Annotated in this window: 20 protein-coding genes; 17 read left to right on the top strand and 3 right to left on the bottom strand. The window is 60.6% G+C overall.

Translation table 11 applies throughout. The features are described from left to right. Positions 1–7: 7 nt before the first annotated feature. The 5 genes from lpxB to tilS all read left to right on the top strand — a co-directional run bounded on the left by lpxB (position 8) and on the right by tilS (position 7,708). On the top strand, positions 8–1,183 hold the full coding sequence (gene lpxB / locus NH398_RS14545) for a lipid-A-disaccharide synthase (protein ID WP_253019108.1): 1,176 nt from the start codon (positions 8–10) through the stop codon (positions 1,181–1,183). After that, positions 1,173–1,790 (top strand): ribonuclease HII, encoded by a 618-nt coding sequence (gene rnhB / locus NH398_RS14540; protein ID WP_253019107.1) that lies wholly within the window; start codon positions 1,173–1,175, stop codon positions 1,788–1,790. Before lpxB ends, rnhB begins: the two co-directional genes overlap by 11 nt. Positions 1,791–1,832: 42 nt before the next feature. Beyond that, complete coding sequence (gene dnaE / locus NH398_RS14535; RefSeq protein WP_159341031.1) at positions 1,833–5,336, top strand: DNA polymerase III subunit alpha; 3,504 nt, start codon at positions 1,833–1,835, stop codon at positions 5,334–5,336. A gap of 145 nt (positions 5,337–5,481) precedes the next feature. Further along, on the top strand, positions 5,482–6,438 hold the full coding sequence (gene accA / locus NH398_RS14530; protein WP_159341033.1) for an acetyl-CoA carboxylase carboxyl transferase subunit alpha: 957 nt from the start codon (positions 5,482–5,484) through the stop codon (positions 6,436–6,438). Beyond that, entirely contained in the window at positions 6,419–7,708 is a 1,290-nt protein-coding gene (tilS, locus tag NH398_RS14525) for a tRNA lysidine(34) synthetase TilS (protein WP_253019106.1), read from the top strand. Before accA ends, tilS begins: the two co-directional genes overlap by 20 nt. Here the strand turns inward: tilS and ppx are convergent. Beyond that, positions 7,705–9,255, bottom strand: a complete 1,551-nt coding sequence (gene ppx, locus NH398_RS14520; RefSeq protein WP_253019105.1) for an exopolyphosphatase — start codon at positions 9,253–9,255, stop codon at positions 7,705–7,707. The two genes, tilS and ppx, sit on opposite strands and share 4 nt — an antisense overlap. 463 nt (positions 9,256–9,718) lie before the next feature. Here ppx and rho point away from each other — a divergent pair, with 463 nt between their 5' ends. The 8 genes from rho to NH398_RS14485 all read left to right on the top strand — a co-directional run bounded on the left by rho (position 9,719) and on the right by NH398_RS14485 (position 16,518). Then, positions 9,719–10,978, top strand: a complete 1,260-nt coding sequence (rho, locus tag NH398_RS14515; RefSeq protein WP_038481222.1) for a transcription termination factor Rho — start codon at positions 9,719–9,721, stop codon at positions 10,976–10,978. Between the two features lie 61 nt (positions 10,979–11,039). Next, positions 11,040–12,533 (top strand): 4-hydroxy-3-polyprenylbenzoate decarboxylase, encoded by a 1,494-nt coding sequence (ubiD, locus tag NH398_RS14510; protein ID WP_253019104.1) that lies wholly within the window; start codon positions 11,040–11,042, stop codon positions 12,531–12,533. Between the two features lie 41 nt (positions 12,534–12,574). Next, positions 12,575–13,339, top strand: coding sequence for an NAD(P)H-flavin reductase (locus NH398_RS14505; protein ID WP_253019103.1), 765 nt, complete (start codon positions 12,575–12,577; stop codon positions 13,337–13,339). A 64-nt stretch (positions 13,340–13,403) separates the two neighbouring features. Next, complete coding sequence (locus tag NH398_RS16760; protein WP_285263815.1) at positions 13,404–13,532, top strand: hypothetical protein; 129 nt, start codon at positions 13,404–13,406, stop codon at positions 13,530–13,532. A gap of 100 nt (positions 13,533–13,632) precedes the next feature. Then, complete coding sequence (locus NH398_RS14500) at positions 13,633–13,773, top strand: hypothetical protein (protein WP_253019102.1); 141 nt, start codon at positions 13,633–13,635, stop codon at positions 13,771–13,773. Positions 13,774–14,087: 314 nt separating this feature from the next. After that, positions 14,088–15,152, top strand: coding sequence for a 3-deoxy-7-phosphoheptulonate synthase (locus NH398_RS14495; protein WP_253019101.1), 1,065 nt, complete (start codon positions 14,088–14,090; stop codon positions 15,150–15,152). 79 nt (positions 15,153–15,231) lie between these two features. Beyond that, the gene (locus NH398_RS14490; RefSeq protein ID WP_159341047.1) at positions 15,232–15,741 is read left to right on the top strand and encodes a DUF3087 family protein; all 510 of its coding nucleotides are present in this window, start codon (positions 15,232–15,234) and stop codon (positions 15,739–15,741) included. A 48-nt stretch (positions 15,742–15,789) separates the two neighbouring features. Then, positions 15,790–16,518, top strand: coding sequence for an MliC family protein (locus NH398_RS14485; RefSeq protein WP_253019100.1), 729 nt, complete (start codon positions 15,790–15,792; stop codon positions 16,516–16,518). Between the two features lie 18 nt (positions 16,519–16,536). Here NH398_RS14485 and NH398_RS14480 read toward each other — a convergent pair whose 3' ends face one another. Beyond that, a complete protein-coding gene (locus NH398_RS14480) occupies positions 16,537–17,607 on the bottom strand; it encodes a metal-dependent hydrolase (protein WP_253019099.1) in 1,071 nt (356 codons plus the stop codon). Between the two features lie 214 nt (positions 17,608–17,821). Here NH398_RS14480 and gloA point away from each other — a divergent pair, with 214 nt between their 5' ends. Further along, positions 17,822–18,262 (top strand): lactoylglutathione lyase, encoded by a 441-nt coding sequence (gene gloA / locus NH398_RS14475; RefSeq protein WP_253019098.1) that lies wholly within the window; start codon positions 17,822–17,824, stop codon positions 18,260–18,262. A 2-nt stretch (positions 18,263–18,264) separates the two neighbouring features. Here gloA and NH398_RS14470 read toward each other — a convergent pair whose 3' ends face one another. Then, on the bottom strand, positions 18,265–18,900 hold the full coding sequence (locus NH398_RS14470; protein WP_253019097.1) for a hypothetical protein: 636 nt from the start codon (positions 18,898–18,900) through the stop codon (positions 18,265–18,267). Between the two features lie 150 nt (positions 18,901–19,050). Between NH398_RS14470 and NH398_RS14465 the strand changes: the two genes are divergently transcribed. The 3 genes from NH398_RS14465 to NH398_RS16835 are packed head-to-tail and all read left to right on the top strand — an operon-like array spanning position 19,051 to position 21,418. Continuing rightward, positions 19,051–19,392: a hypothetical protein gene (locus NH398_RS14465; protein ID WP_253019096.1), complete on the top strand. Its 342-nt coding sequence runs from the start codon at positions 19,051–19,053 to the stop codon at positions 19,390–19,392. A gap of 2 nt (positions 19,393–19,394) precedes the next feature. Continuing rightward, positions 19,395–20,057 carry a response regulator transcription factor gene (locus NH398_RS14460; RefSeq protein WP_253019095.1) on the top strand — a complete coding sequence of 221 codons (663 nt, stop codon included), beginning with the start codon at positions 19,395–19,397 and terminating at the stop codon, positions 20,055–20,057. Then, positions 20,042–21,418 carry an ATP-binding protein gene (locus NH398_RS16835; protein ID WP_253019094.1) on the top strand — a complete coding sequence of 459 codons (1,377 nt, stop codon included), beginning with the start codon at positions 20,042–20,044 and terminating at the stop codon, positions 21,416–21,418. Before NH398_RS14460 ends, NH398_RS16835 begins: the two co-directional genes overlap by 16 nt. The last annotated feature ends 19 nt before the right edge of the window (positions 21,419–21,437 follow it).

Below are 21,437 nucleotides of genomic sequence, written 5' to 3'. Positions count from 1 at the left end.
CGTCACTATGACACTGCAGCGCGTATACCTTGTGGCAGGCGAACTCTCTGGCGATATCCTCGGTGCGGGATTGATGCAGGCGCTGCGCGCCCGTCACCCCCAGGTGGAGTTTCGCGGTATGGGCGGTCCCCGCATGGAGGCCCAAGGCCTGAAGAGCCGTTTCCCCCTCGAAACCCTCTCGGTGATGGGGTTGGTCGAGGTGCTCAAGCACCTGCCAGAACTGGTTCGCGTGCGTCGCACCCTGCGCGAAGAGGCGCTGGCCTGGCAGCCGGACGTCATGATCGGTATCGATGCCCCGGACTTCAACATTGGGCTGGAGAAGCAGCTGCGTGCCGCTGGCGTCACGACGGCCCACTACGTGAGCCCCTCGGTATGGGCGTGGCGGCAGGGGCGGGTGAAGAAGATCGCCAGCGCCGTGGATGCCATGCTCACGCTGCTGCCCTTCGAGGCGGACTTCTATCATCGCCACCGAGTGCCGGTCGCCTTCGTAGGCCATCCGCTTGCCGACGAGTTGCCGCTGGAGAATGACCGTGCCGTGGCCCGCCGTACGCTAGGGTTGAACGCGGACGCACCGGTTCTAGCGTTGCTGCCCGGCTCCCGGCGGAACGAAATCCGCTTCATGGGTGCCACCTTCTTGGATGCGGTGACGCTGCTGTGCCAGCGCCACACAGGGTTGCAGGTGGTGATACCTGCGGCCACTGCCCAGCGCTATACCGAGCTTGGCGAGCTGCTGGCAGGCTACCCCGCGTTGGCCCAGCAGGTCACGCTGCTGGAGGGCCAAGCCCGCGAGGCGATGGTCGCCAGCGATGCGGTACTGCTGACCTCCGGTACGGCGGCGCTAGAGGCCATGCTCTGCCATCGCGCCATGCTGGTGGCGTACAAAATGGCGCCCGCGACCCATTGGCTCGCCAAACGGCTGGTGAAAACCCAGTGGATCTCACTACCCAATTTGATTGCCCAGGAGAGCGTGGTGCCTGAGCTGATTCAGCACGCGGCCACGCCGGAGGCAGTTGCCGAGCAGATAAGCCAGCTACTTAGCGATGCCGAGACGCGTCACGCTCTGGAGGCACGCTTTGCCGCGATGCATGCCACGCTGCAGCGCACGGCCAGCGAGCGCGCCGCGCAGGCGATTACCGCCTTGGTTGCAGGCGAGCCGCTGGAGGCTAAACCGGATGGCGACTAAACCAGCCGACTTTCCGCCGCTCGTGGTGGAGTATGCGGGGGATTTTCTGGCGGGGGTCGATGAGGTCGGCCGTGGGCCGCTGGTGGGGAGCGTGGTAGCCGCCGCCGTGATTCTGGACCCCAAGGCACCTATCGACGGCTTAACCGACTCCAAGAAGCTCACTGCCCGCAGGCGTGAGTCGTTGGATGTGCTCATTCGCGAGCGTGCGCTGGCGTTTGCAGTGGCGGAGGCGAGCGCTGAAGAGGTCGACTCGCTCAATATCTATCATGCGACGCATCTGGCCATGCGCCGCGCGGTGGATGCGCTGCTTCCCCAGGCCGAATACCTGCTGGTGGATGGCAACCGCCTGCCGGGGCACGCGCTGCCGGGCCAGGCCGTGGTGAAGGGTGACGCCCGCCACCCCGCGATTGCCGCCGCCTCGATTCTGGCCAAGGTGGCGCGGGATGCACAAATGGCCGAACTGGATCTGCGCTATCCTGAATATGGGTTTGCCCGCCACAAAGGGTACCCCACCAAAGAGCACCTGGCGGCGCTGGAAGCCCACGGTGCACTGGCCGAGCACCGCAAAAGCTTCGCGCCCGTACAGCGCCAGTTAGCGCTGCTGTAGTCGCACACTTCATTTTGTTAAGCGTTCAATGCTGAGAGTCCCATGACGGTTCCGTTCGTTCATCTTCGTTTGCACAGTGAATACTCTCTGGTCGATGGCTTGGTCAAACTCAAGTCACTGGTCAGCACGACCGCTGAGCGCGGGATGCCGGCGCTGGCGCTCACCGACGAAGCCAACCTGTTTGGTTTGGTCAAATTCTACAAAGCCGCGCAGGGCGCCGGGTTGAAGCCGATCATTGGCAGCGATCTCTGGCTCTCAAATCCCCACGACGATGCCCACCCGTACCGCATCACGCTGCTAGCGATGAACGATGTGGGCTATCGAAACCTGACCGAGCTGATCTCCAAGGGCTGGACCGACGGCCAGCGCCAGGGACGGGCAATCCTCGATAAACAGTGGGTGCTGGCGCAAAGCGAGGGGTTGATTGCCCTGTCGGGCGGGCGCGAAGGCGAGATTGGCCGCCATCTGCTCTCCGAGCACGAGCGGGAAGCGCGCCAACTGCTGGAAGAGTGGCAGCAGGCGTTTCCCGACCGCTTCTACCTGGAACTCATCCGTACCGGCCGACCTCTGGAAGAGGCGTGCGTACACGCCAGCGTTCAACTGGCGATCGACACCGGCACGCCGGTCGTCGCCACCAACGACGTGCGCTTTCTAGAGCGTGAAGACTTCTGGGCCCACGAAACCCGCGTTGCCATTGGTGAGGGGAAGGCGCTGGACGACCCGCGCCGCGAGCGCCGCTACACCGAAGAGCAGTACCTCAAAAGCCCGGAAGAGATGGCAGCGCTGTTTGCCGATATTCCCGAAGCGCTGGAAAACAGCGTGATGATTGCCGAGCGGTGCAGCGTCGATGTGCGCTTGGGAGAGATCTTTCTGCCCGAGTTCGGCATTCCTGAAGGCATGACCCAGGATGAGTTCTTTCGCAAGGTCTCCCACGATGGCTTGACGGAGCGGCTCGATTTCCTGTTCCCCGCCGAGCAGTACCCGAGAGACAGTGACGCGTTTCGCGAGATCGACCAGCGCTACCGTGACCGGCTGGAGTTCGAACTCAACGTTATCATTCAGATGGGGTTCCCTGGCTACTTCCTGATCGTGATGGACTTTATCCAGTGGGCCAAGGACAACAACGTGCCGGTAGGCCCGGGGCGCGGCTCCGGTGCGGGGTCTCTGGTGGCCTATGCGCAAAAAATCACCGACCTGGACCCTATCGGCTACGATCTGCTGTTCGAGCGCTTTCTTAACCCTGAACGTGTCTCCATGCCCGACTTCGACGTCGATTTCTGCATGGAGAAGCGCGACAAGGTCATCGAGTACGTGGCTGACCGCTATGGCCGTAACGCGGTCTCCCAGATCGTCACGTTCGGCACCATGGCCGCCAAAGCCGTGGTGCGCGACGTGGCCCGCGCCCAGGGCAAGCCCTACTCACTGGGGGATAAGCTCTCCAAGCTGATTCCCTTTGAAGTGGGCATGACGCTGGCCAAAGCCATCGAGCAAGAGCCAGCCCTCAAGGAGTTCATCGAGAACGACGAAGAGGCCGAAGAGATCTGGGAAATGGCCCTGAAGCTCGAGGGCACCACGCGCGGTACCGGCAAGCACGCGGGCGGCGTGGTGATCGCCCCCACCAAGCTCACCGACTTTTCGCCGCTGCTGTGTGACGAAGATGGCTCGGGGCTGGTGGTGCAGTTCGACAAGAACGACATCGAAGACGCCGGGCTGGTGAAGTTCGACTTCCTGGGCTTGCGCACGCTGACCATCATCGACTGGGCGCTGGAGATGGTGGACAAGGTGCGCGACGCTGCTGGCCAAGGCCCGCTCAATATCGACGCCATCCCCCTGGACGACGGCAAAACCTTCGAGATGCTCAAACGGGCGGAGACCACCGCGGTCTTCCAGCTCGAATCCCGCGGGATGAAGGAGCTGATCAAGCGCCTGCTGCCGGACTCGCTGGACGATATGATCGCCTTGGTGGCCCTATTCCGCCCCGGTCCGCTGCAGTCGGGCATGGTGGATGACTTCATCAACCGGAAACATGGCCGGGCGGAAGTCTCTTATCCACACCCGGATTATCAGCACGATCTGTTGAAACCGGTGCTGACGCCCACCTACGGGATCATTCTCTACCAAGAGCAGGTCATGCAGATCGCTCAGGTGATGGCGGGGTACACCCTTGGCCAAGCCGACATGCTGCGCCGTGCCATGGGTAAGAAAAAGCCCGAAGAGATGGCCAAGCAGCGGGCAGGCTTCATGGAAGGCTGCGCGGCCAACGGCATCGATAAGGATCTGGCGGGCAACATCTTCGACCTGGTAGAGAAGTTCGCCGGTTACGGCTTCAACAAATCACACTCGGCAGCCTACGCGCTGGTGTCGTATCAGACCGCATGGCTGAAGGCGCACTACCCAGGCCCCTTCATGGCGGCGGTGATGTCCACGGAGATGGATAACCTGGACAAAGTGGTGCCGCTGATCGAAGAGTGCCGCCACTTGAAGCTCACGGTGACGCCGCCGGATGTCAACGTAGGTGGCTACAAGTTTACCGTGGATACCGACGGCCGGGTGGTGTACGGCTTGGGGGCGATCCGTGGCGTCGGTGAAGGGCCGATTGGTGCCATCGTCGAAGCGCGTCAGGCCGACGGGCCGTTCAACGATCTGTTCGACTTCTGCCGTCGTATCGATCCGAAACGGATGAACAAGCGCACCCTGGAAGCGCTGATACGCTCTGGCGCGTTGGATAATCTGGGGCCCAATCGGGCGGTGCTGTTCGCGGCGATGGAAGATGCGCTGAAGGCCGCCGCACAAAATCATGCTAACCAGAACCTGGGCATGATGGACATGTTTGGCGATGCCTTTGCTGCCGAGGAAGAGACCAGCGATGTCTACGCCGAGTATCGTCATGTGCGCGAATGGACCGACCGTGAGCGGCTCTCCGGTGAAAAGGACACCCTGGGGCTCTACCTGACCGGACACCCCATTGACGAGTACGAACGCGAACTCAAGCGCTTCGTGTCGACCCGTATCAGCGATTTAAAGCCTTCTCGGGAGCCGCAGCGGGTAGCGGGCTTGGTGGTCGCCATGCGCACCATGAAGTCCAAACGTGGCGACACCATGGCATTCATCACCCTGGACGACCGCACCGGACGTATCGAAGCGTCCCTGTTCGGCGAACTTTTCGAGCAGCTACGTGGCCAAATCGAATCGGATCAAGTGATCATCGTGGAGGGCGAAGTTTCCAGCGACGACTTCTCCGGCGGCCTACGCCTGCGCGGTAAAGACGTGACGCCGATGGTCACGGCCCGCGTGCGCTACGGCCAAGCCGTCGAGCTAGCGCTGGATGCCGGACAGATCAATGGCCGCTTGGTCGACAGCCTGCGGGATAGTTTGACGCCCTTTCGGGATGACACCGGACTGCCCGTGCGGCTGCAGTACCGCCATCCGGACGCGGTCGCTTGGCTGGAGCTGGCCGAGGAGTGGAAGGTTGCGCCGAGCGATGATCTGCTGCTTGCGCTGCGTGATGTGCAAGGGCAGGTAGGCGTCCAGCTACGCTACCGTTAATCACCCCGCGTGTGAGCGCTCCAGGGCGCTCGTGCGGAATTGGGCGGGCATTGCCTTGCGTGGCAGGGTCAGGGTGCGATAATGGCGCCCAATATGCGCGTTTCGACAAGGCTTATTTTTTATAGGCAGCTTATAGGCAGAGCCGATGAATCCTAACTATCTCGATTTTGAACAGCCCGTTGCCGAACTCCAGGCAAAAATTGAGGAGCTGCGTTTGGTGAGTTCCGACAGCCAAGTGAATCTCTCTGATGAGATTTCACGGCTGGAGGAGAAGAGCCGCAAGTTGACGGAATCCATCTTCAAAGACCTGACACCGTGGCAGGTGTCGCAGCTTTCGCGGCATCCCCAGCGTCCTTACACGCTGGATTACTTAGCGCACATCTTCACCGATTTCGACGAGCTGCACGGCGACCGTAACTTTGCCGACGATGCCGCTCTGGTCGGCGGGATCGCCCGCTTGAACGATGCCCCGGTCATGGTGATTGGACATCAGAAAGGCCGCGACGTAAAAGAGAAGGTGCGCCGTAATTTCGGCATGCCACGCCCGGAAGGCTACCGCAAGGCCTGTCGCCTGATGGAGATGGCCGAGCGTTTCAAGATGCCGATTTTGACCTTCATCGACACCCCAGGGGCCTATCCGGGTATCGACGCCGAAGAGCGCGGCCAGTCGGAAGCGATTGCCTATAACCTGGCGGTTATGTCGCGCTTGAAGACACCGATCATCTCCACCGTGGTGGGCGAGGGCGGCTCCGGCGGCGCGCTGGCGATCGGCGTGTGCGACGAGCTGCATATGCTGCAGTACTCCACCTATTCGGTGATTTCTCCGGAAGGCTGTGCCTCCATTTTGTGGAAGAGTGCCGAGAAAGCCTCCGACGCGGCCCAGGCCATGGGCATCACCGCCGAGCGTTTGAAAGAGCTGGGCTTCGTTGACTCGCTGATCAAAGAGCCGCTGGGCGGCGCTCATCGTCATCCGGTCGACACTGCTGCACGGGTGAAGGATGCGCTGTCGGCTAGTCTCGAGCGACTGCAGGCGCTGGATAGCGACGCCCTGCTAGAGCGCCGCTACGCGCGCTTGATGAGCTATGGCGCCCCAGCCGCCTAACCGGCTGTTAGGCCTGCTCGATGACGCCCTGGCGGAGACCCCGCCGGGGCGTTGCGTTTGGGTCGCCCTCTCCGGCGGATTGGACTCCTCGCTGCTGCTGGCGCTGGCTGCCGAGGTGTGTCGCGGCAACGGCCATAGGCTGCGCGCGCTGCACGTCAATCACGGTCTTCAAGCCGCTTCCAGCGCCTTCGAGCGTCACTGCCAGCGGCTGTGCGAGCACCAGGGCGTCCCACTCACCATCGAGCGTGTGACCGTCGATGGACAGGGGGACGGGGTGGAAGCCGCTGCCCGGCGTGCCCGCTACGCGGCCTTTGCGCTGCATGTGCCTGCGGGTGACACCCTATGGCTGGCGCAGCATCAGGACGATCAGGCAGAAACGTTGCTGCTGGCGGCGCTGCGGGGCAGCGGCATTCGCGGGCTGGCAGGCATGCCATACCGGCGGGAGTGGCAGGGCATCACGCTACTGCGCCCGTGGCTTGGCGTCAGTCGCCAAACGTTGGCCGATACGGCTCACGCGCTATCGCTTGACTGGTGTGAAGACCCCAGCAATCGCGATGTGGCGTTTGATCGTAATCGCTTGCGCCATGAGGTCTTGCCAACGCTGGCGCAGCGCTGGCCAGGGGCGGTGCGCTCGCTGGCCCAAAGCGCAGGGTGGGCTGGCGAGGCCGATGCGCTGCTGGCCAGCTACGCCGTCGACGAGTTGGCCGCACTCACACTAGCGCCGGGCTGCCTCGACGCGTCGGCACTGGTGGCGCTGCCAATGCCCCGCCAGCGCCTGCTGGTGCGTACGCTCTGCCAGCAACGAGGGCTGCCAACGCCTCCCCAAGCGCGTTTGACCAGCTTGCTCGACCAGCTGAACGCTGCCCGGGATGCTCAGGTGCTAGTGGAGTGGCCCGGTGTCCAGGCGCGGGTTTGGCGTCGCAGGCTATATCTCATGACACCTGTGAGCGCGCTACCGCATTGGCAAATGCCTTGGGACGGCACGCCGGGGGTGACAACGCCCCTGGGGCCGCTGCAGCTTCGCCTGGCTGATGATAGCGATTCAGTCGCCCCCGTCATGCTGCGCAGGCGACGAGGCGGCGAGGTGCTCGACCTGCCAGGGCGTGGTCGACGCGACCTGAAACGCTGGCTGCAAGAGCAGGCACTGCCACCCTGGGAGAGGGAGCGTTTGGTGATCGTCATGGCGGGGGAGCGCTGTCTGGGGGTGCTGCAACCGCCTGCCCAAGTGCTCTGGCAGGCGGAAGGGACGGTGTTTCAGCGCGAGGGTTAGGCAGGGTTGTTCAAGTGGAGCACGAACCCTGCATTGGCCATGAAGGCCTGCTCCTGCTCCAAATCGGTGCTGAGCAGCGTGGGTTCATCGCTGGGGGGCAGCGTGATGGTCAACGACTCGTCTTGGCTGTCCGCGTTGATGTCGGGCGGTAAGGGAGCCCCTTCCGGGCGGGAGTGGTTGATCAAGACGGCGAGGCGCAGCAGGCGAGCCAGTTTGGCGGCGCTTGGCTGCTGCGAGGCCGGCAGGGCTTGCCACTCCTTGGTCGGGAATTTACGCCGATGAGCGCGCACCAAAAACGCCAGCAACCGCTGCTCAGGGCGAGAAAAACCGGCCAGGTCGGAGTGTTCGAGAAGATAAGCGCCGTGGCGATGAAACTGACTGTGAGAGATCGCCAGTCCGATTTCATGCACATGGCTGGCCCAGGTCAGGTAGTTCGCCTGCTCGGCGGTCAGTTTCCATGCCGTTTTGACCTCATCGAACAGACGTGTGGCCGTATCGGCCACGTTTTCCGCTTGGCGTGTATCGACATCGTAGACCCGTTTGAGCATCTCCAGTGTGTTGGAGCGGGTGTCTTCGGCGCTATTGCGCCCGGCCATGTCGTACAGCACGCCTTCGCGCAGCGCGCCATCGGCAAAGCGCATCTGCTCGAGATCGAAAGCCTCGAAGATGGCGCTCAAGATGGCAATGCCCGCAGGGAAAACGCGCGCCCGATCGGGTTTCAAACCCTCCAGTTCGACTTTGTCGAGCTGTTTGCACTTGAGCAGCCGCTCGCGCAGCTTCTTGAGTCCGCTGCGCGTGATCACTCCCTCTTGAGGCGTGTCACCATAGGCGAATAGGACGCTAGCGGCGGCCTTGATCGTGCCGCTGGAGCCCACGGGGTCGTCCCAACCCAAGCGCTGGTAGGGGCGCTGGATGTTGGCCAGCTCCGAGAGGGCCGCCAGCTCGGCGCGGCGCATGCGTTTTTCCGTCAATTCGCCGTCGGCGAAAAAGCGCCCGGTAAAGGTAACGCATCCCATGCGCAGGCTCTCCAGCGCTTTGGGTTCGAAGGCCTCGCCGATAATGAACTCGGTGGACCCGCCGCCAATATCGACAATCAGGCGGCGGCCGCTTTCGGCCAGCGCGTGAGCGGCGCCCAGGTAAATCAGGCGGGCTTCTTCGCGCCCGGCAATGATCTCGATGGCGTGGCCGAGCTGGGCTTCCGCGCGCTCAATGAACGTTTGGCTATTGTGAGCGTCACGCAAGGCGTTAGTGCCCACGACGCGAAGGTTAGGGCCTTCGATATCGGTCAAAAACGGCGCAAAGCGGCCCAGGCAGTCGAGTGCGCGCTGCATGGCGGCCTCGCTGAGGTAACCGTTCTCGTCAAGTCCTGCCGCCAGTTGGACCTTTTCACCCAAGCGTGCCACTACTTGTAAACGTTCGTTCTGGTAGTTGGCCACCAGCAGGTGAAAGCTATTGGAGCCAAGGTCAATGGCGGCTAGGCGCTGCGGCTCACCGCTCTCGAACTCGGCAGTGGGGGCGGCGATGGGGAGCGAAATGTCCTTGGGCATGAGCTATCCTTCAAATTGGCTATGCCAAGGTTGCGGTGACCTCTGACTATTGTCAATTGCCAAAGGCTTGCGTTTGTCGCGGGCCTTGACTACCATCGAGCTACTGGCTTGATCCGAGTTGGCTTGTTCGTCTTAACAAGCGCACTGACTCGGGCACCCCGAGCAGTACGTATCCAGATGGCATCAGCCAGATGTCCAAGTCGTCAGATAACCCGCTGAAACGCATTCTCCGTGCCAATCAGATTAACTAGTTTATTTGCACCCTCATGCTAAGCAGTCAGTAATGCCACGTCTACGTGTTCGGCATTGTCGCGGCGACTGCCCAGCTTTTATCACTCGAGCGTGTGCCTAGATGGGGTCTGAACGCATCACTCGGCGCTTAGCCCTATGATTTCGGCCACGCCTCCTGTCTTATTCCCGGCGCCTAGCGCCTAGCTTTCATGAGCAATTTTCTAACACACCGATGAATCTCACTGAACTCAAGCAAAAAACCGTTCCCGAGCTGCTCGATATCGCCCGCGAAATGGGCATCGACAATCTGGCCCGTTCGCGCAAGCAGGACATCATTTTCGCCATCCTCAAGAAGCACGCCAAAAGTGGCGAGGATATCTACGGCGACGGTGTGCTGGAAATTCTTCAGGATGGCTTTGGCTTCCTGCGGAGCGCCGACAGCTCGTACCTCGCCGGACCGGACGATATCTACGTATCGCCTTCACAGATTCGTCGTTTCAATCTGCGCAAGGGCGACTCCATTTCCGGCAAAATCCGTCCGCCCAAAGAGGGTGAGCGCTACTTTGCCCTGCTCAAAGTCAGCCAGATCAACTTTGACCGCCCGGAAAACGCCAAGCACAAGATTCTCTTCGAGAACTTGACGCCGCTGTTCCCGGACGACCGTCTGCGCATGGAGATCGGCAACGGGTCGACCGAAGACCTGACGGCCCGAATCATCGATTTGACCGCGCCGATTGGTAAGGGCCAGCGCGGCCTGCTGGTGTCTCCGCCGAAAGCGGGTAAGACGCTGATGTTGCAGAACATTGCTACCTCCATCACGCGCAACAACCCCGAATGTCATCTGATCGTGCTGCTGATCGATGAGCGCCCGGAGGAAGTCACCGAGATGTCCCGCACCGTGCGCGGTGAAGTGGTCGCTTCCACCTTCGATGAGCCGCCTGCCCGCCACGTGCAGGTAGCCGAAATGGTCATCGAAAAAGCCAAGCGCTTGGTAGAGCACAAGAAAGACGTCGTGATTCTGCTCGACTCCATCACTCGTCTCGCGCGTGCCTACAACACCGTGGTACCCAGCTCTGGCAAGGTGCTCACCGGTGGTGTGGATGCCCACGCGCTCGAGAAGCCGAAACGCTTCTTTGGTGCCGCGCGTAACATCGAAGAGGGCGGCAGCCTGACGATCATCGCTACTGCGCTGGTCGATACCGGTTCGAAAATGGACGAAGTCATCTTCGAAGAGTTCAAGGGCACCGGTAACATGGAAGCGCACCTGGACCGCAAGCTGGCGGAAAAGCGTGTCTTCCCGGCCATCAACATTCGCCGCAGCGGTACGCGTCGCGAAGACCTGCTGGCCTCTGAGGATGAAATGCAGCGCATGTGGATTCTGCGTAAACTGCTCAACCCGATGGAAGATACGGCGGCCACCGAGTTCTTGATTGATCGTCTGAAAGACACCAAGACCAATCTGGAATTCTTTGAAGCCATGAAGCGCCGCTAAGGCGCTTTGCATAGGCGTAGCGCCAAACGGCATCAGAGACAGCCGGGTTGAGGAGAGGGCATTGAAGTACAACGACTTGCGCGACTTTATTGCGGCGCTAGAGGCCAAGGGTGAGCTAAAGCGCATCACGGCCGAAGTAGATCCCTACTTGGAAATCACCGAAATCTGCGACCGCACGCTGCGTGCCGGTGGCCCTGCACTGCTGTTCGAAAATGTGAAGGGTCACGACATGCCGCTGTTGGGCAACCTGTTCGGTACTCCGAAACGGGTAGCGCTGGGCATGGGGCAGGATTCGGTCGAGGCGCTACGAGAAGTGGGCAAACTGCTGGCTTTCTTGAAGGAGCCGGACCCGCCCAAAGGCCTGAAAGATGCCTGGGACAAACTGCCGATCTTCAAGCAGGTGCTCAGCATGGGGCCCAAAAGCGTCAAGCGTGCGCCGGTGCATGAAGTCGTTTACGAAGGCGATGACGTGGACTTGGGCCGCTTGCCGATCCAGCACTGCTGGCCGGGCGATGCGGCACCGCTCGTCACTTGGCCGCTGGTGATCACCAAAGGGCCGCACAAAAAGCGCCAGAACCTGGGGATCTATCGTCAGCAGAAAATCGGCAAGAACCGCCTCATCATGCGCTGGCTCTCCCACCGCGGCGGCGCGCTGGATTTTCTCGAGTTCCAAAAAGCCCATCCCGGCGAGCCGTTCCCCGTGGCGGTGGCGCTCGGCGCTGACCCAGCGACCATCCTTGGCGCAGTGACGCCGGTACCCGACACGCTGTCAGAGTACGCCTTTGCAGGTTTGCTACGCGGTTCGCGCACCGAGCTGGTCAAGTGTGGCCATGCGGATCTGGAGGTTCCTGCCTCCAGCGAAATCATTCTGGAAGGCTTCATCTACCCAGACGATATGGCACCGGAAGGGCCATTTGGTGACCACACGGGGTACTACAACGAGGTGGATCACTTCCCAGTCTTTACCGTGACGCGGATGACCATGCGTCGCGATGCGATCTATCACTCCACCTACACCGGCCGTCCGCCTGATGAGCCCGCCATTTTGGGCGTAGCGCTCAACGAAGTGTTCGTGCCCATTCTGTGCAAGCAGTTCCCTGAAATCGTCGATTTCTACCTGCCGCCAGAGGGCTGCTCCTACCGTATGGCAGTCGTCACCATGAAGAAGCAGTACCCCGGCCACGCCAAGCGCGTGATGATGGGGGTATGGAGCTTCCTGCGACAGTTCATGTACACCAAGTTCGTCATCGTGCTGGATGACGATGTGGATGCACGCAACTGGGAAGACGTGATGTGGGCGATCACTACGCGCATGGATCCCGCTCGTGACACGGTGATGGTGGAAAACACGCCCATCGACTATCTCGACTTTGCGTCGCCGGTGTCTGGGCTTGGCTCCAAAATGGGCTTGGACGCGACCAACAAGTGGCCCGGCGAAACCGACCGTGAGTGGGGAACGCCCATCGTCATGGACGAGGCGGTGAAAACCCGTGTCGACGAGCGCTGGGACGAGCTGGGCATCGACATTCCGTTACCCACACCGCGCCACGGTTAACCGGCCGTGCGGGCCGAACGATTTTCCATAAAGAGGCTTTCATGAGCGCTACGTTAACGTGCAAAACGCTAACCTGCCAGGTCACGGCCGTTGAGGATCTCAATCCCGACGTGTTCAAAGTGACCCTCGCCGGGCGCGCCGAAGCAATGCAGCACGCCCCTGGTCAATACCTTGAGTTAATGCTGGACGAGGCGACGTGGGTGCCGTTCTCGATTGCGAGCTGCGATCGGGGCGACGGTACACTAGAGCTGCAGATTCAGCACTGGCCCGAGCGGGACAACTCCCAGCGCCTGCGCCAACTGCTGCAGGTGGCGAATCAGCTCACCGTTCGTCTGCCGAGCGGTGAGTGCGTGTTGGATACACAAAGCGAGCGCCCGCTGCTGCTGATTGCCGCTGGCACGGGGTTTGCTCAAATGAAAGCCATCATCGAGGCCGCACTGCGTGATCAGCCTGCACGGCCCATTTCCCTATGGTGGGCGAACCGCGAGCATCGCGACCTGTATGCAGAAGATCTCGCCTGTGCGTGGGCACGGCAGCATGATCAGGTGGCGTTTCATGCGGTCACCGAGTTTCCGCTCACCGAGCCGCTCGCACCTGGGGAGCGAATCACTCACCACCAGGGCCGCGTCGATTTGGTGCTGGAGAGCGAACTGGCCAAGGCCCCCATCACGCCAAGCGACTGTGATGTCTACCTCTCGGGCTCGCCGGGCATGGTCTACGCCTGCGTGGACGTACTGGAGCGCTTGGGCGTGAACAGCGAGCGAATGTTCTCGGATGTATTTGCCTACGCTCCCCGGCCTCACTAGAATAATCCATCACTTTTGGCGTACGGCCCGTGCCGTGAACTCGACCCATTATGAGGAGGCTGTCATGGCCCATCACGACGACAATTTCAAAGACGACTCTGGCATCCTGCCGATTATTCTCGGTATTGTGATTCTGGTCGGTATGAGCGCGCTGCCCGCCACCATTGGCTGGATTCAGGCGTTCGGCAGCTAATCATTTGCCTGATCTAACCGGCGCGTAATTCCCGGTTGCCATTTGGCGAATGCGCAGGCAGGATAAAGACAGTTCGTTATTGATCGATTGAGGAAGCCCTATGTCACACGGTACGCCATCATCCAGCGTCACTGCCAAACCGGTAACGGTGGCGTGCGCCTGGGCGAGCGTGGGGACGACTCAATTCGGTTACTATGCAGCGTATTGGTTTAGCCACGGTGTGCCCCTGGCCGACGCCTAACGTCGCGCCAGCAGGCACACCGCCTAGGTTGCCTGCCGCATGCAAAGAAGCCTCGGTGGGTAACTCCACCGAGGCTTCTTTCGTTTCATTCATCCGCATTTTTCATAGGTAGATTATCAAGGAGCTGCACCATGTCTTACCGCGCTTACTCCATCGCTAGCCCCAACACCATCCGTTATCCCGGTTATGGCTATGGCTGGCGATTTAGCGTCGCGCGGTCGGTGCAAGCTGCCACCTCCGACCGTGCCCATTTGGGTGGCAAGTTGGTGATGCGATGTCACGCGTTATGTCATACGAATTCGGAGAGTTAACCTATGAATGCCCCTATCAACACCGCTTGTTCCCCTACTGCCCAGGCCTCCACACTAATGTCTGCAACGGCGCTACCGCTACCGGCTGAACTGCGTCAACGGGTGGTGGTGAACAGCACCCTCAGCGCACAAATTGACCATCAGCGCCAAGCGGTACAGCGCATTCTCAATGGGCAGGATGACCGCTTGCTCGTTGTGGTAGGCCCGTGCTCGATTCACGACCCGGACGCTGCACTGGAGTACGCGGATCGGCTAGCAGCGCTTAGCGATGAGGTCAGCGAGCAGATTTTGCCGGTGATGCGAGTGTACGTTGAAAAGCCGCGCACCACGGTCGGTTGGAAGGGGCTGGCTTACGACCCTGATCTTGATGGCAGCGGCGACATGCCGCGCGGTATCGCCCTTTCCCGTGAGCTTATGCACGCCGTCGCCTCCCGTGGCCTGCCGGTAGCCACCGAGCTGTTACAGCCCTTGTTAGCCCCGTACCTGGATGACCTGTTGAGCTGGGTAGCGATTGGGGCGCGCACGACGGAATCCCAGCTGCACCGGGAACTGGCCAGCGACCTCAGCGCTGCCGTAGGCTTCAAGAATGCCACCAGTGGCGATGTGCAGGTGGCGATCGATGCCATGCAGGCGGCAGCCCACTCCCATCAGCGTTTTGCCATGGATGCCCAGGGGCGTCCCATCATGCAGGAGAGCGCCGGCAACCCGCATACCCATGTGGTGCTACGCGGCGGCCATGGCGAGCCCAATTACCAAGCCCACCATGTGCGCAGCGCCGTTAATACGCTGCGCGAAGCGGGTCAGAATCCGCGTTTGATGGTGGATTGCAGTCACGCCAATGCACGCAAGGATCACCGCCGCCAAAGCGAAGTGATGCTGGATGTGCTGGCCCAGCGTCAAGCAGGGGATACCAATCTGGTCGCGTTGATGCTGGAGAGCCACCTGTTCGAAGGCAAGCAAGCGTTGGCGCCCAAGGCGCTGCGTTACGGTGTATCGGTCACCGACGCTTGTGTAAGCTGGGAAACCACTGAGCGACTGCTAAAAACTGCCGCTGAGCGTATTGCTTAGTTTTCGTACAAATCCTAGTGCGTTGACTGCCCCGGCCAGCCCCGTATCATAAGAGTTCCTTTTGATCACGAGGTTGGCCATGGCCTTTTCCCTTGAACAGCACGACCCCGATACGTACCGGCGTAAAGCCCGCATTATCAGCGTGGCGATGGCCGGGCAGCTGATTATTTTTGGCCTGCTGTTTTCCATGCTCCTCACCACGACCTTTGGTAGCAGCGTCTGGCTGAACGCGCTGGGCGTATTGTTGGGCTTGCTTGCCACCAGCGCTATGTTCGCGGCACTAAGAGAGCGCCCCTGGATGGCCGAGATGCGCTATGTTTGGCAACTCAAGCACCACCTGTCGCGTATCAGCAGCTACCTGCAGCCGCTACGTCGCGCAGTGGAAGACGATAACCGCCTAGCGCTGGATATTCTTACCTTTTACCATCAGGGCATGGCCCAGCTTGCCGAGCTGAATGGCCGTACCACCGATGACGATGCCGAGCGGTTAGCGGAAAAAATGCAGGTCAAAGTGAAGCGTGAAGCGTTAGGCCTACCCAAAGACGTCACCACGTTCGACCCACACGACCTGAGCGCTTTTAAGAAGTAAACCGTGCATTAAGACATATCATGAGGGATCTGACAGGGAGCACGTTCGATGAAGGCTAATGCTGCATTACGACGATTCACCACGGCAGCGGCTGCCGGTGTGCTGCTAGCTGGTTGCGCCACCCGTGCGCCCGACCCTGAGCCGCCGGTAAAAACCACCGTGCAAAGCAGCGCACCGCTACTGCCTTCGGTGCTGTTTCCCGGTAGTGCCGAGCGCTTTCAAGCTTGGAACTGCCAACCAGCCAATCAAGACTTGGTCACGGCCGTCAATGGGGAAGAGTTACGGCTGTGGTCGCTACATGGCGCGTGGCGATTGCCTCAAGCCGTCGTGGCCAGCGGTGCCCGCTATCAGGATGGCGATATCAGCTTCTGGAATCGCGGCGACCAGGCGCAAATCGAAACGCCCCGTGGGCAGCTACAGTGCCAGCAGGGAGTTCAGCGGGAGATCGCGACGCGTAGCAGCCATCCTGGCGTGATGCTGCTCGCTCGCGGTAACGAGCCCGGCTGGACGATCGAGCTGGCGAACGATGCGCCCGTGATGACCTGGACTACCAACTACGGCAGCGACACCACCACCATGCCTTATATGGTCAGCGTGATGGACAACGAGGCAGGCAGGGTAGTGATCGAGAACGCCAACGCCGAGCAGTTTTTCCGCGTTCGCATTGAATCGGGTGCCTGCTTCGATGACATGAGCGGCGAGCCTTATCCTGCTCGCGTGACGCTCACCATTGGCGGCGAGCAGTACAAAGGGTGTGGCCAGGGCATCGCGCCCTAGTCATCACGCCCCGGCCCACTAGCAGCGGTATAGAAACGGCTCTGCGCGCCACTGTGGTTCCACGTAATCGCTGGCGCACAGCGCCGAGACATCACCACCCGCTCGGGCCGCCAGCCGCGCCAGTGTGGCTAGGTGTAACCCCCTGGGGGAGCGCACCTCTTCGCTGATGGCCACCGGCATCCAGCGGTCGCCCTCACGGGTTGCCAAGGTGAAGTTGAAGGGGTGAAAGCCTGGGAAGCCCAACCGAATGTCGGTGGCGATCAGCGTCTCTTGTCCATTGATATCACGGGTTTCGAAACGTAAAAACGGCCCGGTGAACCACGTCAGCCGCTGCCCTAGCGGTCCCTCCAAAGCGTTGGCCTCCAGTTCGACGTTACGACGCAGCGGCTCCAGTGCGGGGACTCGGTCACGATCGAATACACTGATCAAACTCTCGTAATAGCGGTCTTCATCGATGACCGTTGCCCGCCATAGTGCGATGTTGAACGGCGTGGGTTGGATGAGTACGGGGGCAGCTTGTAAGTTCGCCTCGGCTAGGGCTGGCGTTAGGCGCTGCTCGACGCTCCATTTGGCACCTGCGGCCATCATGAGGTAAGCGCAGGAGATCACCAGCCCCGTGCGGCAGGCACTGCGTACCTTGCCCGACACGCTGCCGATGATCAGCGCCATAAGCAGCGGTAGCGTGTAGAACGGATCGATGATGAAGACGATAGGCCACGCGGCGGGCGGTGCGTCTAGCGGCCAGAGCAACTGTGTGCCGTAGGTGGTCAGCGAGTCGAGCAGCGGGTGAGTCACTAATATCAACGTAAAAAAGCACCACCAGCGACCCAGCGAGATGTCCCGTGCTGGAGCAAAGCGGGCACTCAGCACGGCCAGCAGCGTGCCAAGACCCGTCAGTACGAACAGTGAATGGCTAAACCCGCGATGCTCCGTGACATTGGCAATGGCGTCGCCATAATCCAGCGCGACGTCCAGATCGGGCAGGGTACCCAGCAGCGCACCCAGTACGATGGCTTTGCGACCCAGACGCTTACCCAGTACGGTGCCCCCGACGGCTGCGCCAAGCGCTGCTTGCGTAATCGAATCCACAGACTTCTCCTCGACGTGCTGATAGCGAATCGTGATCGTCACCCAGACATGACACACGAGATGAATCGCCGTGACGTCATTATACAACGTGTCTACTTTCTATTTTACTGTCGCACTGTTGTCTATGTTTTAATGGTGCTACGTGACCGGCTCGGCACCGCACTCGGCGGTTGCACGGGATATAATTACCATTCTTCAATGAAGAGGAAATGACATGCAGTTTTTACACACCATGGTACGTGTCAGCGACTTAGACGCCTCGCTTCACTTTTATTGTGACCTGCTCGGCCTGAAAGAAGTGCGCCGCAAAGAGAACGAAAAGGGCCGTTTTACGCTGGTGTTCCTGGCGGCTCCTGAAGATGAAGCGCGCTCCGAGCGCCTCACGGCCCCTGAGCTTGAGCTGACCTACAACTGGGACCCGGAGGAGTACACTGGCGGTCGTAACTTTGGTCACCTGGCCTACCGGGTCGATGACATTTACGCCCTTTGCCAGCATCTGCAGGATAACGGCGTCACCATCAACCGACCGCCCCGCGATGGCCACATGGCCTTCGTGAAGTCGCCGGACGGCATCTCCGTGGAGTTGCTGCAAAAAGGCGATGCGTTGGCCCCCCAGGAGCCCTGGGCTTCCATGGAAAACAGCGGTAGCTGGTAACACTACTCTCGGTGGCGCTCTTTATAGATGTCGCCACTGAACTCCATATGGAGTTCAACCGCCTCGCCATAGGGGTTCATTGCGCGTAGCTCCACATGGCGAGGCTTGTACTCGACGCCGCCCAGCGGTTGATAACCCGCCTGCTCGGCGCGCTGCATAAAAAAAGCATCGCTATTGGGCCGCTCGGTGAGCGGAGGCGCGGAGACTGGGGCCGAGCGGTTCAAGCGGTCTCCGGGTAAGCGAGACGCGTAGGGCTCTTCCACTTCGACGAGCGTTTCACCGATCACCAGCCAGCGAGCCTGCATGCGCTGGCCCGTCGGCAGGCCAAACACACCGATCTCATCACCCGCGTTCGCAGTGAGTGCTGAACGCCCCTCCGGCCAGGTATCGACTAAGACGCGACCGCTCTCATCTTCAAGAATGAAACTATTACCGAACCGCTCGCTAATGCGGCCTTTCAAGTAAACCCCCGCGCTTTGCGCAGTGGCAATCGGGGTGGCGGGCGTTTCCAGAGACGGTGGTGCCGCAAGCACCGGTAAGCCCAGCAGCAGCGTGAGTGTACACAGCAACAAGCCGCGCATCGTGTTCACCCAGGGTAACCAAACACGCCGTTTTAGCAGTACGATAGAGAACATCATAGGTCGGGCCTCACTTAGCGCCAATGCAACGAGTATACGCACCGAAAGCTGACGATAACCTGAATGGCGCGCTTGTTCAGTCAAGGTTAAGGCGCTTCCCGTTATAGTGTTTGATTACTCTTAGAGTATGGCGTTTGCCAGGAGTCTTTTATGAACAGTGACCATCGCGGCAGCGTGCTTCGCTGCGCCCTGCTGAGCACACTCTTGTTCGTCAGCGTTCCCACCCCGGGGGGCGCTCAATCCGCCCTGACGGTGGATGACGCCATCGCCGTGGTACAGCAGCGCTATGAGGGCGAACTACTCGATATCGAAATGAAAAGCGGACGTGGCTGGGAAAATAGCGAGCAGGTGTATGAGCTGCGCCTGCTGACGGCCCAAGGCAACGTACTCAAAATTCGCATTGCCCGAGAAGATGGTCGTTTTCTTGAAATTGACGGCAGGGGCCAAATTGAGGCGCGTTTGCCGCCTACCCGCGATAACGGCGGAGCCTAATAATGCGAGTGTTAGTTGTCGAAGATGAGCAGCATCTCGCGGCTCAAATGCGTGAAGCGCTTGAGGGTAATGGTTTCGTCGTCGATGTTGTCAACGACGGTAACGAAGCCGTGTACATGGGCAATCACGAAACCTATGACGCGGCGGTGCTGGATCTGGGTCTGCCTGGGCGGGATGGCTTAAGTGTTCTGCACGATTGGCGACAACATGGCCGCACGCTACCGGTGGTGATTTTGACCGCCCGGGATGGCTGGAGTGAGAAGGTGCAGGGGTTCCGCGCCGGGGCGGATGACTACGTCACCAAACCCTTTCGCATGGAGGAGATTATCATGCGGCTGCGTGCGCTGATTCGCCGCGCGTCGGGCCACGCTGATGTGATGATCCGCAGCGGCGAGCTAGAGTACGACACTCAGCTAGGCACCTTCCATCTCGCTGGCCTGCCGTTAAAACTCACCGCCTTTGAACATCAGCTACTCGTGTATCTGATTCATAACGCTGAGCGGGTGGTCAGCCGTACCGAGCTCTCCGAACATCTCTACTCTTACGATAACGACCGTGACCATAACTCCCTCGAAGTGATCATCAGTCGGTTGCGGCGCAAAGTGGGGGCAGAGCGTATCGAAACCCTGCGTGGTCAGGGATATCGGCTGTGCGGCCGCTCGTGAAGCTGTCACTGCGAGCGCGTCTGCTAGGATCCGCTGGCCTATGGAGTGCCATTGCGTTAGTGGGCGTGGGGCTATTTATCTACTGGCTGTTCAAAGATCACGCCGAGCGCACCTTTGACGCCCGGCTGGACGCCAACCTACTGGGGCTGATGGCCTCTGTAGAGTTCAATGAGCAGGGCCAGTTGATCAAAACCCGTGATATTGGCGGCCCTCAGTTCGATCGCGCCTACTCGGGGTGGTATTGGCAAATTGTCCACGATGATGAGGTGCTGATTGCCTCGCGTTCGCTGCTGAATGCTAGCCTGCCCGCGCTGACCAGCGATGTTTCTCAGGCGTTGGCGCTGACCGGGCCAGAGGGCGAGGCGCTACGCGCCCGAGGCCGTCACTTCTCAGCCCCAGGCAGCGGCCCGCCGTTGAGTATCACCGTGGCCGGCCCCCAAAACGACATTGATAATGCCCTGTCGCGCATCGTCCTTCCTTTAGTGGCTTCGCTGGCGCTGCTGGGAGTCGGGCTAGCGGTGGCGGTGTGGTGGCAAGTTCGCTGGGGGTTAAAGCCGCTCACCCGGCTGCGTCGCGACCTTCTTGCGGTACGTCAGGGGTACCGCGAACAGTTAGCCCACGCCACGGTGGAAGAGCTACAGCCGCTGGTGGATGAGATCAATGCGCTGGTGACCCATAACCGAGAGGTGATTGCCCGTAGCCGTCAACACGTGGGCAACTTGGCTCACGGCCTCAAAACGCCCCTCGCGATGTTAGCCAACAGCCTATCGGCTCAGCAGACACACGACGCCACCACTGAGGAGGCATTGTCACGTCTGCAGCGCTTGGTCGACCACCATTTGCGCCGCGCTCGGGCCGTCGGTGCGGGCTACCACATGGGCGAGCGCACCCAGGTAGCAAACACGTTAGAGGGGCTAGTGAGCGTGATGCGCCATGTATACGCCCGCGGCCCCGCGCCACTCCATATCAGCGTTCAGTGCGATGATGCGCTAGCGTTTCGAGGTGAGTCACAAGACCTCGATGAGCTGTTAGGCAACCTGCTGGATAACGCCTGCAAGTGGGCGCGTCAGGAGGTGATGATCGAGGCACGCCGGGTATCGCCAGAGCAGTTGACCGTGGTGATTAGCGATGACGGCCCGGGTATGCCCGAAACCCAGCGGCTAAAAGCTGTGGAGCGAGGCGAGCGCTTCGATGAATCGACCCCCGGCGATGGTTTGGGGCTTGCCATCGTGCAGGATCTGGCGCGGCTTTACGGTGGGCATTTGGCGCTTGCCGCTAACTCGCCCAGCGGGTTACGCGTCGAGCTGACGCTACCCGCCGCCGAAAGGCCGCCCAAGGGCGACCTTTCCGGTACATCGTAACGCCAAAAGATTAGTGAGT

Source organism: Halomonas sp. CnH100-B, from assembly GCF_024124605.1.
In the GTDB taxonomy this organism is placed as follows: domain Bacteria; phylum Pseudomonadota; class Gammaproteobacteria; order Pseudomonadales; family Halomonadaceae; genus Vreelandella.
Note: the sequence above shows the minus strand (reverse complement) of the source record. Positions and strands in the feature narration are given on the sequence as shown.